Below are 14,800 nucleotides of genomic sequence, written 5' to 3' on the forward strand. Positions count from 1 at the left end.
TGGCATTGCGTTTGATTCGAGGTGGAAAATCGGCGTGGCGGCTCAGATGCCCCACGCGAACGGCTCGCTGTCGTCGATCAGCAGGGTGCTGTCGGCGGTCATGTAGGCGCGCCCGGTAATGAATGGGCGAATGCGCTCGCCCTCCCATTCGAAACGGCCTTCAAACTGGCTGCCGGTGATGCTCGCCTGGATCCACGGCGCGCCGGGTTGCAATTTGTCGTCGGCGGCCAGGCAGGCGAGTTTGGCGCTGGTGCCGGTGCCGCACGGCGAGCGGTCGTAGGCTTTGCCGGGGCACATGACGAAGTTACGGCTGTCGGCATTGGCGTCATCGGCGAACAGTTCGATGTGGTCGATGACCGCGCCGTCTTCGCCAAAGATGCCCTGATCTTCCAGCGCTTTGAGCATCGCCCAGGTGTACGCCGTAAGGTGTTCGACGTTGTCCATGGTCAGTGTCTGGCCATGTTCGGAGACGAGGTAAAACCAGTTGCCGCCATAGGCGATATCACCGAACACGCGACCAAAACCGGGCACGTCCACCGGCACCTGTTTGCGGTACCGGTAAGCGGGTACGTTGCCGAGAGTGACCGAGCCATCGTCGTGCAGCGTCGCGCTGACTTGTCCCACCGGGGTGTCGATCTTGTGCACGCCCGGCTGGATTTTTCCCAGATGCTGCAACGAATTGATCAGGCCAATGGTGCCGTGGCCGCACATGCCCAGATATCCGGCATTGTTGAAGAAAATCACCCCGCAGGTGGCGTCCGCCGACACCGGCGGGCAATACAGCGCGCCGACCAGCACATCGTTGCCACGCGGCTCGAGCAGACAGGCGCGGCGCCACTGGTCATGCTGGTTGCGCAAGGCATCGCGTTTCTCGGCCATGCTGTTGCCGGACAGCTCGGGGAAGCCGCTCATCACCAGGCGCGTCGGTTCGCCGCCGGTGTGGGAATCAATGACGTGTACTCGTTTCATGAAGAGATCCCGTTGGATGATTTCAGTAGGCGCCGGCAGGGCGGGCGTTGACGGTGGGCGAGGGTGCAGGGCTTTCGCTTTCCTCGTCCTCGTCGTCCAGACGCAGCAGATGCGCCGGCACGCCGGTCGCCGCGCCCCAGTAGTAAATGCCCGTGGCGCAAGCGGCGACGACGATCGTGTCGAATGGGTGAGCGAGGATGCCCAGGCCGCCGAAGGTGCCGAGTTTCGACAGCACGATGGTCACCGCGTAGAACGCGATCAGCCACGCCGATGAACGCACCTGACGCGCCAGACTCAGGTGCGCCGTCGGCACGAAACGGCCGCAGAGCAGGTAGATGACAAACATCAGGATTTGCAGGCCGAGCAGCCACGACACGGTGTTCCAGCCCGACCAGTAGACGATCAGCGCGGCGATGATGAACGACACCGGCCCGAGCAGGCCCATGCTCTTGACCCGGAACGGGCGCGGCATGTCCGGCGCATTGCGACGTAGTGCAGAGACCGACACGGGCGCTACCGCATAACTCAATACCAGCGCCGCGGAGACCACGTTGATCAGCGCTTCCCACGATGGAAACGGCAGGGTCCAGAACACCGACAGGGCGAAGGTCAGCCACAGCGCCGGACGCGGAATGCCGGACTTTTCATCGATGTGGGTGAAGACCTTGAAGAAGGTACCGGTTTGCGCCCAGCCGTAGATCACTCGCGGGGTGGCGTTCATGTAGATGTTGCCGCAGCCGCTCGGCGAGATCACCGCATCGGCGACCACCAGCCAGGCCAGCCAGCCAACACCGAGCGCCAGGGCGATGTCGCGATAAGGCAGGGCGAACTCCTTGCTGATGCCCGCCCAGCCGTTGGCGAGCATTTCCGTGGGAATGCTGCCGAGAAAGGCCATTTGCAGCAGCACATAGATCAGGGTCGACAGCAGCACCGAGAGAATCAGTGCGATGGGAATGGTGCGCTGTGGATTCTTCACTTCGCTGGCCACGGAAATGATCGGCGTCAGGCCCAGGTAGGCAAAGATGATTCCGCCAGCGGAGACGGCCATTTCCACGCCAGACAGTCCGAACGGGGCGAATCCCTGAACCTGGAAATTCTCCGGTCTGAAGAAGGTGAACAGCACGCCGATCACCAGCAGCGGCACGATGAATTTGAACACGCTGACCAGATTGTTGGCCTTGGCGAAGGTCTTCACGCTGCGGTAGTTGAGCAGGAAAAACACGCAGAGCAGGCCGAACTGCACCAGCCAGCCGAGGATTGTCGGGTCGCCGCTGCCAGCCTTGGTCAGGCCGGGAAACCACGCCGCCGCGTATTGGCGCGAGGCAACCACTTCAATCGCCACCAGACTGGAAAACGCAATCAGCGTGATGAAGCCCATCAGGTAGCCGAGCAGCGGGCCGTGGGAGTAAACCGGGTAGCGCACCACGCCGCCGGCACGGGGCAATGCGGCGCCGAGTTCGCAGTAGACGATGCCCAGCAGCAACACGGCGAAACCGCCCAGCAACCAGGAGAAAATCCCGGCCGGACCGGCAATCGCCGAGACATGGCTGGCGGCGAACAACCAGCCGGAACCGAAGATTGCTCCGAGTCCGATAAAGGTGAGGTCGATCAATGAAAGCTGTTTTTTGAACTTGCCTTGGCCTGACATGGCATCGCCTTCTTGTGAGTTATTGGATAGGCAGTTGTGTCACGGGGGACGACCAGACTTTGCACCGGTCGACGGCGGCGGCGATTGATGTTTTTGCCGGTATCGATGACGAATTCAGCACAATGGCGCCAATGAATGCGCGGCCTCGACAGGGCTGCGACGTTGCTGCAATCTGCTCGCGAATGGCTTTTCTGGCGGTTCATTTCGAGGAGGAAGTCTTTGATGCAGTCTGCGTTTTCGATCCTGTGCCAGAGCACTGACGGCTTGCGTCCGCAGACGCTGGAAGAGATGGTCGCCGCTGGCGCGCAGCTATTGCCGATACTCGATGTGATCCCCAATGCGGCGATCTTTATCAAGGACCTGCAAGCGCGCTATGTGCTGGCCAATCGCACGCTGGTGCAGCGTTGTGGCTTGAAGGACCTGCGCCCGTTGCTCGGCAAGACCAGTGCGCAGGTGTTCCCGGCGCAGTTGGGCCCGGGGTACACCGAGCAGGATCGCAAGGTGCTGGAGGAAGGTTTCGTGCTGGAGGATCAGCTCGAACTGCACCTGTACGGCAGTCGCGAACCAGGCTGGTGCCTGACCCACAAACGACCCATCTACGATCGTGAAGGGCTGATCATCGGCCTGGTGGGGATCTCGGTGGATTTGCAGTCAGCCAGCGAAACCCACCCGGCGTTCGAGCGCCTGGCGGCTGTAGACGAATACATTCGTGGCAACTTCAATCGGCGGGTGACGCTGGCTGAACTGACGCGGATCGCCGGGATTTCCGTGGCGCAACTGGAGCGCTACTGCAAGCGGGTTTTTCACCTGACGCCACGGCAAATGATTCAGAAAGTCCGCCTGGAACACGCGCATCGCTTGTTGCACAGCGACTTGCCGATCACTGAGGTTGCGCTGCAATGCGGTTATACCGATCACAGCGCTTTTACCCGCCAGTTCAAGGCCTCGACCGGGTTTACCCCGCGTGAATTCCGTCAGGCGACCGGGCATTAGACCAACACCGTCAGCCAGGCCGAGAGCAGCAGGAGAAAGGCCAGTGCCGCGTTCATCCGCTTGAATGCCTGCGGTGAACCGAGCAGCCGTGCGCTGCCGACGCCGAGCAACGCCCACAGTGTCATGCACGGCAGCGACACCAGCAGAAACGCCAGCGACAGCACCAGCAGGCGCAGCGTTTTGTCGCCACCGCCTACAAATACGCTGACCACGGCCACCGCCATCATCCACACCTTGGGATTGACCAGTTGCAGCAGCGCCGCGCCGAATACGCTCAAGCCTTGTTCTTGTGGCGCATTCGGGTCCAGCGACGGCGGCGGACTGCGAAAGATCTGCCACGCCAGCCAGCTCAACCAGAGCACACCCGCCCAGGCCATCGCTTGCTGCACACGAGGAAAGCGCAACAGGGTTTCGCCAGCGCCCAGCCCGACCACCAGGACGATCAACGCCGCCGCCCCACAGGCGCCAAAAATGATCGGCAACGTCGCGATCAGCCCACGTCGAGAGCTGTGGCTCAACACCAGAATATTGGTCGGCCCCGGCGTGATCGAGGCGACGAAAGCAAACAGCAGAAAGGGCAGTAAAGAAGCCATGGTGCAGATTCCTGAAAGTCGAGACAGGACACCATGATCGTCAGGGGCGGGGCCTCAGTCTGGAAGATTTGAGCAGCGTTTGCGGTAATCCGCCGGGGTCAGTTGATAGGCGCGGCGGAACCAGCGCCCCAAGTGACTCTGGTCGGCAAAACCGAGCACGCTGGCGACCTGCGCCGGTGTCTCACCGCGTGCAAGCAATTGCCGCGCTTTGGCCAGTCGCAACTGGATCAGGTAAGCGTGGGGGGCCAGGCCGAAAGCGGCCTTGAACGCGCGGGTCAGGCGAAAGCGGTCCACGCCACAGGCCTGCGCAAGATCATCGAGGCCGATGTCTTCATAGGTGTGGGCATGCAGATAGTCCCGCGCGACCTGTGCAACCAGTGGCAGGCGCGGATCGAAGGCCTGACGCTTGCGCCAGTCGAGGTGGCGGGTGAGGGACGCCAGCAGGCCATCGATGGCGGTCTGGCGGACGATGCGCAGGTCACCGTCGTGCAATGCGTGGAAGGCTTGCCCGATCGCAGTCGACAGGCGCGGGTCGTGGCTCAGCGTGTCGGCAAAGCCTGGCTGACTGTCGGCGGGCGCCTCTTCGAACAGCGCGTGCAGTTCACGCTCCAGCCACCACGGATCGAGGTACAGCATCGAGTAGGTAAAGCCATCGTCGGTCGGTGCGTGCCCATCGTGGATTTCACCCGGCTCGAGCAGGAACACATGCCCCGGCGTGCTGCGATGACGCACACGGCGACAATTGAATTGCTGCACGCCTTGCTCGGTGACCCCGACGAGAAAGCTGTCATGCCAGTGCGGATCGTAGGCATGCCCACGGAAATGCGCACGAATCGACTCGATCCCGGTATCGACATCCTGGGACAGGGAGATCCAGTTGCGTTTGTCCATGGGGATCCTCCAGGGGCGGTTGAGCAGGGGCGTTTTCACAATACCGCGCGGGGGAGGAGAGTGTTTAGAAGATTTGTGCAAGCGAGGAGGGGGTTCGGTTCAGACTGGGTGTCTTGAATCGGGCGTTACCAGAAAATGCAGGCGAAAAAAAACCGCCTTCGCGGGGCGGTTTTTTTGTAGGCCTCGATTTGCGATCGAAACCATGTGCTTCACCAGCCACCCTAACCAGGATTGCAATGGTATGGAGTTTTACCGTTCCTTGCAACGGTTGATCAGACGTTAGAAACAAGCGCGTCTTCAGCCCTGCTAAGAATTCATATGTTTATGGTTGTTGAAGTTACCTGGCAGAAATAACATTTAACAAAGGCGTGGCGGTGTTCGATGAATAACGGTGTGAGTGGCGTTTTTGTCTTGGGGTTTTCAGGTTAATATGGCCGCGCTCAACTGATAGAGCGGCTGAGAGGTTTGGCCGGGGGCGCAAAAGGTTTTACGCCCTCCGACGCGGATTCGCACCCGTGCCGGAATGATGTCTCGAAGGGACCTCAACCGGCCGCCTCATCAGCCACCCTAACCAGTCGGCTGAAGGCACGCATGGTCCGGTAAGTTTGCTGGAGGTTTGGCCCCCAGCCTTGGAGGCCAAAACGTATGAAGCTTTTGCTGCGTACGCTGAGCCTTGTATGGAGATTGTTGAAAGCCTTGCGCTTTGACGAGTTCCTGCGAGACCGTTTTGACGACCTGAAATAAGGGTCGTCTGAGTGGGGAAAGACCCGTTTCGGTTTCGATCGATCCGGGTCTTTTTTTGCTTGCATAAAGCTGTCAGAAATACGATTTGTCAGTTTTGCGCTATCGACGTTGTAGGGCGTTTCACTTGAATACGTAAGCAGCAGCTTGTCGGTTGGGTAAACAACGGCCTTCATTTCTTTAATCATTGATCGCATCAATAACAACCATTAAGTCAATGAAGTTCTCATGTCCGTGGCGCAGCGTAAGATCGGCTCCATACCCAACCACTGCACCTCGGAGCACATCATCATGAAACGCCAGACTATCCTCGGTATCGCTTTCTCGGTTTTTGCACTGAATGCCTTCGCCGCCACTGAAACCGACCCGCTGTTCAGCGACGCGGTCGCCGCTACTCAAACCGACCGTCTGTTCAGCGACGCCGTAGCGGCCACCGAAACTGACCCGTTGTTCAGCGACGCCGTAGCCGCGACCGAAACTGATCCGTTGTTCAGCGACGCCGTAGCTGCTACCGAAACCGATCCACTGTTCAGCGACGCAGTAGCCTCTGACGGTTCCGATCATCTGCAAGGCAATCGGGTCGCTGAAGGCGGTGCCGATCGCTTGCTCGAACGCCGCACTGCTTGAGCGCAACAATGAGCGTCGACAGCGAATGCCGCCTCAACTACTGGCGGCATTCGTATTACTCAATCACCACCACCCTCAGTCAAACCGCCGTCGGCAGCACAGCCTTGTCGCGATCGCGGCCCCTGAATGTCGCCCAGAAACACAGCAGCACCGCCACAGAAAAACCGGCGGGAAACAGCCAGATACTTGTCCAGTCATGACCCGCACTTGAAGTGAAGTGGTCAGTGATCCGCCCTGCAATCCAGAACCCGATCAACATGCCCAATCCGTACGTGGCCAAGGTGATCAGACCTTGCGCCGAACTGCGGAAGCGTTCCGGTGCCTTGGCATCGGTGTAGATCTGTCCGGAAACGAAGAAGAAGTCATAGCAGACACCGTGCAGGGCAATACCGATCAGCAGCATGAACGCTTGATCATCGTTATTGCCGAAGGCAAACAGCACGTACCGCAGCGCCCAGGCAGCCATGCCCACCAGCAGGGCGATCTTGATGCCGCAACGATGAATGAATAGCGGTAACAGCAGCATGAACAGCACTTCCGAAACCTGACCGATGGCCATCTTCGCCGTCGGGTTGGTCACGCCAATCTCAGCCAGAAACGGGTTGGCATTCTGGTAATAGAAAGCCAGCGGAATGCAGATCAGGATCGAGGCGAGGAAGAACACCAGATAGCTGCGATCCTTGAGCAATGCCAGCGCATCGACGCCGAGCATCTGTTTCAGGCTCGATGCCCCTGCTGCAGTTTTCAGCGGCGCAGTGTTCGGCAGGCTGAAGCTGTAAAGCCCCAACAGCAGCGACGCCACAGCGGACATCAGAAACGTATTGCGCAAGCCACCCGCCGCGATGCTTTGTTGCGAGTCCCAGGCAAACACGAAGCTGATCACCACGCCGGCGACAATCCAGCCCACCGTGCCCCACACACGAATGCGCGAGAACTCCAGCGCCGGGTCTTTGATCTGCCGGAACGCTACGGCGTTAACCAGTGCCAGCGTCGGCATGTAGACCATCATGTAAGCGAGCACATAGGGATAAAACCCACTGAAATCCGCCGCGCGATAAAGCTGATAAAGCAATACCGCGCCGAGCAGATGCAGCACCGCCAGAATGCGCTCGGCATTGAAGAATCGGTCGGCAATCAGGCCGATGACAAATGGCGCCAGAATCGCGCCCCAGGATTGCGTGGCGAAGGCCATGCCGATCTGGCCACCGCTGGCAGCGAGCGTTGTCGCCAGAAAGGTGCCGAGGGTGACGAACCAGCCACCCCAGATAAAAAACTGCAAAAACATCATCACGCTGAGTCGCGCATTCATTACGTTCATTTCAGATCACCGTATTGTTTTTATGTCGGTAACGCGGATGAAATCAGTCGTCAGCCAGGCCGAGCAGGCGCCGGTTCGAAGCAGCGTCTGCGCTGACCCCGGCGAAATCGTCAAAGGCTTTGGTGGTCTTGCGGATCATGTGCCGTTCGATGAAGGCCGCACCTTCGGCCGCACCCTGCGCGGCGTCTTTGAGGCAGCATTCCCATTCCAGCACCGCCCAGCCGTTGAAGTCGTATTGGCACAATTTGCTGAAGATCGATTTGAAATCGATCTGGCCGTCGCCCAGCGAGCGGAAGCGCCCCGGACGGTCGACCCAGCCCTGATAACCGCCATAGACGCCGGAGCGCGCATCGGGGCGGAACTCGGCGTCCTTGACGTGAAACATGCGGATGCGTTGGTGGTAGCGATCAATGAAGCCGAGGTAATCCATTTGCTGCAGGAGCAGATGACTCGGGTCATAGAGGATTGCCGCGCGAGGGTGATGATTCACCGCTTCGAGAAACTGCTCGAACGACGCGCCGTCATGCAGGTCTTCGCCAGGATGGATTTCGTAGCACAGATCAACGCCAGCCTCTTCGAAGCAGTCGAGGATCGGCAACCAGCGCTTGCCCAGCTCGGCGAAGCCTTGCTCCACGAGCCCGGCAGGACGTTGCGGCCACGGATAGACGTACGGCCAGAGCAGGGCGCCGGAAAAGGTGGCGTGAGCGGTAAGGCCCAGACGCTGGCTGGCGCGGGCAGCAAGTTTCAACTGCTCAATGGCCCACTCGGTGCGCTCGCGCGGTTTGCCGCGCAGCGCGGGCGGGGCGAAGTCGTCGAACAGGCTGTCGAACGCCGGATGTACCGCGACCAGTTGGCCTTGCAGGTGCGTCGACAACTCGCTGATGACTACACCGGCGCGGGCGCAGACGGCGAGGAGTTCGTCGCAATATTCCTGGCTATGCGCCGCGCGCTGCAGATCGATGAAGCGGGTGCCGAGGGTCGGTAACTGAATAGCTTTGTAGCCCTGTGAGGCTGCCCATTCGGCGATGTTGGCGAGCGAGTCGAATGGCGCCTCGTCGGCGATGAATTGCGCAAGGAAAATCCCCGGACCTTTCAGGCCTGTCGCGTTCTGCTGATTACTGTTCATTCTGCGGGGCTCCTGTCAGTTGGCCGGGGATCTCGCTCCACTTCTCGGTGCCAAGGTGATTGGCGATCGCCGTTTCGATAAACGCCATGCCGCGCAGGCCGGTTTCAATGCCCGGAACCCCCGGCGCCTGATGGCCTTCGACGCCTTGTAAAATCGCCTCGGCGAGGTCGCCGTACAGATTTGCCATGGCTTCCAGATAACCCTCGGGATGCCCGGCGGGCAGGCGCATGCGCTGGTTTGCAGCCGCACTCAACCACGGCTGACCGACCCCGGATCGCAGAATGCGCATCGGCTCGTTCAACGGTCGATGAATCAGACTGGCCGGCTCTTCCTGACGCCATTCAAGCCCACCCTTGTCGCCGTAGACGCGAATCTTCAGCGGGTTCTCTTCACCGGCGCAGACCTGGCTGGCAAGCAATACGCCGCTGGCGCCGTCGTTCATCTTGAACAACATCGCCACATCGTCATCCAACTGACGGCCCACGACATGCGCACCGAGCATTGCGCTGATGAACTGGATCGATTGCCCGGCGACGAACTCTGCGAGGGAAAACGCATGGGTACCGATATCGCCGATGCAGCCGCCGATCCCGGATTGCGCCGGGTCGTCGCGCCAGCCGGCCTGTTTGTTGCCTTGCCCGGCAATGTCGGTGCTGAGCCAGCCTTGCGGATACTCGACGATGACTTTGCGCACGTGCCCGAGCACGCCGCTGGCGACCATCTCGCGGGCCTGCCAAACCATCGCGTAACCCAAGTAAGTGTGCGCAAGGCCATAAATGCGCTGACTGTTAACGACCACCGAATGCAGCGCCTGCACCTCGGCCAGGTTCAGCGCCGCGGGTTTCTCGCTGAACACATGAAAACCGGCGCTCAATGCCTCCCGGGCAATCGGTGCGTGCAGATGATTGGGCGTAACGATGATCAGCAGTTGCATGCGCTGCTCGGCGGGCAGGGCCGCCTCGCGGGCGAGCAGGGTTTGCCAATCGTCGTAACAGCGCTCGGTGGCCAGACCCAGCGCGGCAGCGGTGCGCTGATTATTCTCGGAGTCGCGGCTGAACGCGCCGCAGACCAGTTCGAAGCGTCCATCGAGGCCGGCGGCTTGCCGGTGGGCGCGGGCGATGAAGGAACCTTCACCGCCTCCGACAAAACCCATTCTTATTTTTTTTGCGGCAGCGTACATGGCAGTCGTCTCGGTTGCTGGGTGCAATTCTGATGAGTGATGTAACCGGTTACATCGTGGGCGAAATCTAGGCGTGAATTAGCCGAGTGTCAAATGCCAGCGGATGATCGACAGCGTTTCGATCCCTCGTCGCCTGCGGTAAGCTCCGCGCCTGATCGACATGAAGAATGAGGTGATTTTGTCCAATATTCGCGAAGTGGCTCGGCTGGCCGGCGTTTCCGTGGCGACAGTGTCTCGTACGTTGAAATCGCCCGAGCGCGTTCTCGCGCCAACCCGTGAGCGCGTCATGGCCGCCGTGGAGCAGGCCGGCTACCGGCCGAATCTGATGGCCGTGCAGTTCCGTTCGCGGCGCACCGGCAATCTGGTGATTCTGGTGCCGACCATCGCCAACACCTTTTTCGCCCGGGTCATCAGCGGCGCGCAGCAAGCGGCGCAGGCGGCCGGTTATCGCTTGCTGCTCTGCGACACCCAGGGCCGGGAAGAACTGGAGCGGCAATTCGCCGAGCTGGTCTACGCCTATCAGGCCGACGGCGTGATCCAGTTGCGCGCCTACGACCCGTTCGAAAACGCCCCGGCCGACGCCGATCTGCCGCCCATCGTCAACGCCTGCGAAGTGATCAAGGCCGGGCGTTATCCGACCATCAGCCTGGACAACGTCGCCGCTGCCAAAGCCATGACCGATCACCTGATTGCATTGGGACACCGACGCATCGGCCTGATCAAGGGCTCGAAGAACAGCCCGCTGACCCGAGATCGCCTGGCTGGCTACGAAGCGGCATTGCGCGAAGCCGATATCGCCTTCGACGAGGCACTGATCTGCCATGGCAACTTCACCCTCGAGGCCGGCTTCGCAGGCGCGGAAAAAATGCTCGCAATGGCTGAGCGACCCACGGCGCTGTTCTGTGAAAACGATGAAATGGCCATCGGTGCGCTCAAGCGCATCCGCCAAGCGGGATTGCGTGTGCCTGAGGACATTTCCCTGGTGGGCTTCGACGACATCCCCATGGCTGCCTACTGCGATCCGCCGCTGACCACGATTTCGCAACCGGCCGAATCCTTCGGTGAGAAAGCCGTCGAGATGCTGATCGCCCTGATCGAAAAACAGCCGCTGCCAGAGAGGCATGTCATCCTGCCGTTCGAGCTGACACCTCGTGGCAGCACGGCAACTCTCAGTGGACAGGGCAAATCACTGAAGAACTAAGGTAATGCGAAAAAGATATTGGATCGGTTTTTTTAAGATCGTTTAGTTTTGTCTCTCGACGAATCAACGCATCAAACCGATTGACCCCCGATTGCCATGACGGCACACGCTGAATCGATCAAAGGCTCATCAGGTTTGGTTCACACGGGAGTGAATCATGCCGCATACCCTCGACATCAGCACATTGCCAACCCTCGACCTGTCCCTGTTCGAAGGCACAGCGCAACAGCGCTACGAATTTCTTGAAAGCCTGCGCCATGCCGCGCGTGACGTGGGTTTTTTCTATCTCACCGGCCACGGCATCGACAGTAGCTTGCTCAAGCAGGTACAGGCGCTCGCCCGGCAATTCTTTGCCTTGCCCGACAGTGAAAAAAACGCCGTCGGCATGCTCAATTCGCCGCACTTTCGCGGCTACAACCGCGCCGCTTCCGAGATCACCCGAGGCCAGCCCGATTGGCGCGAGCAGTTCGATCTGGGCGCCGAGCGCGAAGCCCTGCCGGTGACTGCCGAGAGTCCATATTGGGCTCGTCTGCAAGGCCCCAACCAATGGCCGGCAGGGTTGCCCGAACTCAAGCCGTTGCTCCTCGAATGGCAGCAGGCGATGACCCGCATGTCTCTGCGTCTGCTGCGCGCATTCGCTCAGGCGTTGTCACTGCGCGCCGATGCGTTCGACCAGCTATACGGTGATAAGCCCAACGAACACGTGAAGCTGATGCGCTATCCCGGCCAGGCAGCCGACGCCAGCCAGCAAGGTGTCGGCGCGCACAAGGATTCCGGCTTTCTCAGTTTTCTCCTGCAAGACCAGCAGGCCGGTCTGCAAGTCGAAATCGAGGAGGGGCGCTGGATCGACGCGCTACCCCGTGAGAACACCCTGGTGGTGAACATCGGCGAATTGCTTGAGCTGGCCAGCAACGGATATCTGCGCGCCACTGTGCATCGCGTAGTCAGTCCGCCCGAGGGCAGCGAGCGCCTGTCCATCGCCTTCTTTCTCGGCGCGCAACTCGACGCCGTGGTGCCGCTGTATCCGTTGCCTACCGCGCTGCTTCGCGAGGCGCGGGGGCCGGCCAGCGATCCGCTCAATCCGCTGTTTCGCGATGTCGGCTGGAACTACCTCAAGGGCCGTCTGCGCTCACATCCGGATGTTGCGCAAAAGTTCTACGCCGACGCGCTGCTGCCTCCCGCGGCGGTTCGCAAAACCGCCTGATGCACCCCTCGATCAAGGACTGCGCTCATGATTAAAAAAGCAAGTTTGACCCTGACCGTGCTCGGCGCGCTGATGACGTCATGGGGCGCCCAGGCGCTGGAACCGTTGCGGGTTGCCGTGGACCCGGTGCCCCATGCGCAGATTCTCGCCTACATCCAGAAAATCGATCCGCAGCTCAAGCTCGACATCATCGAAATTCCCAACGGCATGAACTCCAACGAGTTGCTGGTGCACGGCGATGTCGACGCCAATTATTTCCAGCATCTGCCGTATCTGAAATCCCAGGAACAGGCCCTTGGCGAAAAACTGGCGGTGGCCGCTACGGTGCATATCGAACCGCTGGGCATTTACTCTCGGCGGCATAAAAACTTCGCTGACGTGCCGGAGAAAGGCACGGTCGCCGTTCCCAACAACGTCACCAATCTCAGTCGCGCCCTGTACCTGTTGCAGGACAACGGATTGATCAGGCTCAAGCCCGGTTTCAGCGACCCCGCCGCCGACCAGGCCTCGCCCAAGGACATTGCCGAGAACCCGAAACAGCTGAAAATCCTCGAAATCGAATCGCCGCAACTGCCGCGCTCGCTCGACGATGTTGACCTCGCCGTGATCAACGGCAACTACGCGCTCGACGCCGGGCTGGTGCCGGCCAGGGATGCGCTGGGGTTGGAGAAGGCGGAGCACAATCCCTACGCCAATATTCTGGTGACCACGCCCAGGCTGCAGAACGATCCACGCATCGTGCAACTGGCCAAGGACCTGACCTCGCCGCAGGTCGCCAAATACATCACCGAGCACTTTGCCGGTTCGGTGATTCCAGTGGCGGGCGGCAAGCCATGATCGCCGTCGAGCAGTTGAGCAAAACCTACCCGTCGGCCTCGGCACCGGCGCTGGATCAAGTGTCGCTGAATATCCCCGACGGCGCGGTGTACGGCATTCTCGGGCGCAGCGGTGCGGGCAAATCGACGTTGCTGCGCTGCCTCAATCTGCTCGAACGCCCGGACAGCGGGCGGGTTGTGCTGGATGGCGTGGATCTGCTGACGCTGTCCGATAGCGAACTGCGCCAGCAACGCCAGCGCATCGGCATGATATTTCAGGGTTTCAACCTGCTGCATTCGCGCACGGTATTCGACAACATCGCGGTGCCGCTGGAGATCGCCAAGGTCGGTAAACCGTGGCGGCATGTGCGGGTTCGCGAGCTGTTGGAACTGGTCGGCCTGAGCGACAAGGCGCAAGCCTTTCCCTCGCAATTGTCCGGCGGCCAGAAGCAGCGCGTCGGTATCGCCCGCGCCTTGGCAGCGGAGCCGGCCTATCTGCTCTCGGATGAAGCCACCAGCGCCCTCGATCCGCAAACCACCGAGTCGATTCTTCAACTGCTGCGCGACATCAACCGCCAGTTGCGCGTGACCATCGTGCTGATCACCCACGAGCTGGAGGTGGTCAAAGCGATCTGCGACCACGCCGCCTACATGGCCAACGGGCGCATCGTCGAAGCAGGGCCGGTGCCGCGCCTGCTGGCGGATACGCAATCGTCTCTCGGTCAATCGCTACGCCCGACCTGTGGCTTGCCGCTGGGCCACGATGCGCCCGGGCTGAGCTTTCTCAGGCAATACGGCGTGCGGGCGGCCCAGTCATGAACCGCTCGATCAACTGGGATGAAATCCTTCAATTGCTACTCACCGCCACGGGCGAAACGGTCTACATGGTCTTGCTCGCCGGGCTGTTCACGTTGCTGATCGGCTTGCCGCTGGGCGTGCTGCTGTTCATCAGCCGTCGCCACGGGTTGATGCCGCTGCCGCGTTTCAATGCGGCGGTGAGCGGTCTGGTCAACCTTGGTCGTTCGTTGCCATTTGTGGTGCTGCTGATTGCCTTGATCCCGCTGACCCGGCTGGTGGTCGGCACGACCCTGGGCAGCACCGCGGCCGTGGTGCCGATCACCATCGGTGCCTTTCCGTTTTTTGCACGTATCGTCGAGAACGCGCTGGATGAAGTCGACGGCGGGCGCATCGAAGCCATCCTCGCCATGGGCGGCGATATTCGCGACGTGATTTTCAAAGTGCTGCTGCCCGAAGCGTTGCCGGCCTTGCTCGCCGGCATCACCTTGACGCTGGTGATGCTGATCGGCTTTTCCTCCATGGCCGGGGTGATCGGTGGCGGCGGGCTGGGCGATCTGGCCATTCGTTATGGCTACCAGCGCTTCAACAACGAGGTGATGGTGGCGACGGTGGTGGTGCTGGTGATTCTGGTCCAGGGCGTGCAAAGCCTCGGTGATCGATGGGTGCGTTCGCTGGCGCATCGGCGATGAGCAACAC

The 14,800-nt window shown here is 60.6% G+C and carries 15 protein-coding genes; 7 read left to right on the plus strand and 8 right to left on the minus strand.

All coding sequences use genetic code 11. The features are described from left to right. Nucleotides 1–42: 42 nt before the first annotated feature. Nucleotides 43–969, minus strand: a complete 927-nt coding sequence (locus tag QRN33_RS19395; protein ID WP_285409585.1) for a 4-hydroxyproline epimerase — start codon at nucleotides 967–969, stop codon at nucleotides 43–45. Between the two features lie 22 nt (nucleotides 970–991). Beyond that, nucleotides 992–2,617 carry an APC family permease gene (locus QRN33_RS19400; RefSeq protein WP_285409586.1) on the minus strand — a complete coding sequence of 542 codons (1,626 nt, stop codon included), beginning with the start codon at nucleotides 2,615–2,617 and terminating at the stop codon, nucleotides 992–994. 222 nt (nucleotides 2,618–2,839) lie between these two features. On the opposite strand from QRN33_RS19400, the gene QRN33_RS19405 reads away from it, so the two are divergent. Further along, nucleotides 2,840–3,610 (plus strand): AraC family transcriptional regulator, encoded by a 771-nt coding sequence (locus QRN33_RS19405; RefSeq protein WP_285409587.1) that lies wholly within the window; start codon nucleotides 2,840–2,842, stop codon nucleotides 3,608–3,610. Here the strand turns inward: QRN33_RS19405 and QRN33_RS19410 are convergent. The 3 genes from QRN33_RS19410 to QRN33_RS19420 form a co-directional block, all read right to left on the minus strand. Beyond that, nucleotides 3,607–4,203 carry a LysE family translocator gene (locus QRN33_RS19410; protein WP_252874338.1) on the minus strand — a complete coding sequence of 199 codons (597 nt, stop codon included), beginning with the start codon at nucleotides 4,201–4,203 and terminating at the stop codon, nucleotides 3,607–3,609. The genes QRN33_RS19405 and QRN33_RS19410 overlap by 4 nt on opposite strands. 54 nt (nucleotides 4,204–4,257) lie before the next feature. Further along, complete coding sequence (locus QRN33_RS19415) at nucleotides 4,258–5,094, minus strand: AraC family transcriptional regulator (protein WP_285409588.1); 837 nt, start codon at nucleotides 5,092–5,094, stop codon at nucleotides 4,258–4,260. A gap of 542 nt (nucleotides 5,095–5,636) precedes the next feature. After that, a complete protein-coding gene (locus QRN33_RS19420; RefSeq protein WP_285409589.1) occupies nucleotides 5,637–6,023 on the minus strand; it encodes a hypothetical protein in 387 nt (128 codons plus the stop codon). Nucleotides 6,024–6,126: 103 nt separating this feature from the next. Between QRN33_RS19420 and QRN33_RS19425 the strand changes: the two genes are divergently transcribed. Next, on the plus strand, nucleotides 6,127–6,462 hold the full coding sequence (locus QRN33_RS19425; RefSeq protein ID WP_227974239.1) for a hypothetical protein: 336 nt from the start codon (nucleotides 6,127–6,129) through the stop codon (nucleotides 6,460–6,462). A gap of 79 nt (nucleotides 6,463–6,541) precedes the next feature. Here the strand turns inward: QRN33_RS19425 and QRN33_RS19430 are convergent, their stop codons facing one another. The 3 genes from QRN33_RS19430 to QRN33_RS19440 are packed head-to-tail and all read right to left on the minus strand — an operon-like array spanning nucleotide 6,542 to nucleotide 10,086. Then, complete coding sequence (locus QRN33_RS19430; protein WP_285409590.1) at nucleotides 6,542–7,780, minus strand: nucleoside permease; 1,239 nt, start codon at nucleotides 7,778–7,780, stop codon at nucleotides 6,542–6,544. A gap of 43 nt (nucleotides 7,781–7,823) precedes the next feature. After that, nucleotides 7,824–8,906: a sugar phosphate isomerase/epimerase family protein gene (locus QRN33_RS19435; protein ID WP_285409591.1), complete on the minus strand. Its 1,083-nt coding sequence runs from the start codon at nucleotides 8,904–8,906 to the stop codon at nucleotides 7,824–7,826. Then, complete coding sequence (locus tag QRN33_RS19440) at nucleotides 8,896–10,086, minus strand: Gfo/Idh/MocA family protein (protein ID WP_436839643.1); 1,191 nt, start codon at nucleotides 10,084–10,086, stop codon at nucleotides 8,896–8,898. The genes QRN33_RS19435 and QRN33_RS19440 overlap by 11 nt, the downstream gene beginning before the upstream one ends. Before the next feature lie 178 nt (nucleotides 10,087–10,264). On the opposite strand from QRN33_RS19440, the gene QRN33_RS19445 reads away from it, so the two are divergent. From QRN33_RS19445 to QRN33_RS19465, 5 genes are all read left to right on the plus strand, one after another. Then, complete coding sequence (locus QRN33_RS19445) at nucleotides 10,265–11,287, plus strand: LacI family DNA-binding transcriptional regulator (RefSeq protein WP_227974242.1); 1,023 nt, start codon at nucleotides 10,265–10,267, stop codon at nucleotides 11,285–11,287. Nucleotides 11,288–11,444: 157 nt separating this feature from the next. Then, nucleotides 11,445–12,491 (plus strand): isopenicillin N synthase family dioxygenase, encoded by a 1,047-nt coding sequence (locus QRN33_RS19450; RefSeq protein ID WP_285409592.1) that lies wholly within the window; start codon nucleotides 11,445–11,447, stop codon nucleotides 12,489–12,491. Nucleotides 12,492–12,518: 27 nt separating this feature from the next. Beyond that, nucleotides 12,519–13,328 (plus strand): MetQ/NlpA family ABC transporter substrate-binding protein, encoded by an 810-nt coding sequence (locus QRN33_RS19455; RefSeq protein WP_285409593.1) that lies wholly within the window; start codon nucleotides 12,519–12,521, stop codon nucleotides 13,326–13,328. Continuing rightward, nucleotides 13,325–14,125 carry a methionine ABC transporter ATP-binding protein gene (locus tag QRN33_RS19460; RefSeq protein WP_285409594.1) on the plus strand — a complete coding sequence of 267 codons (801 nt, stop codon included), beginning with the start codon at nucleotides 13,325–13,327 and terminating at the stop codon, nucleotides 14,123–14,125. Before QRN33_RS19455 ends, QRN33_RS19460 begins: the two co-directional genes overlap by 4 nt. Continuing rightward, on the plus strand, nucleotides 14,122–14,793 hold the full coding sequence (locus QRN33_RS19465; protein WP_065617053.1) for a methionine ABC transporter permease: 672 nt from the start codon (nucleotides 14,122–14,124) through the stop codon (nucleotides 14,791–14,793). Before QRN33_RS19460 ends, QRN33_RS19465 begins: the two co-directional genes overlap by 4 nt. Nucleotides 14,794–14,800: the final 7 nt, after the last annotated feature.

Origin of the sequence: Pseudomonas sp. FR229a (assembly GCF_030209115.1) — a bacterium.
GTDB classification, from domain to species: domain Bacteria; phylum Pseudomonadota; class Gammaproteobacteria; order Pseudomonadales; family Pseudomonadaceae; genus Aquipseudomonas; species Aquipseudomonas moraviensis_A.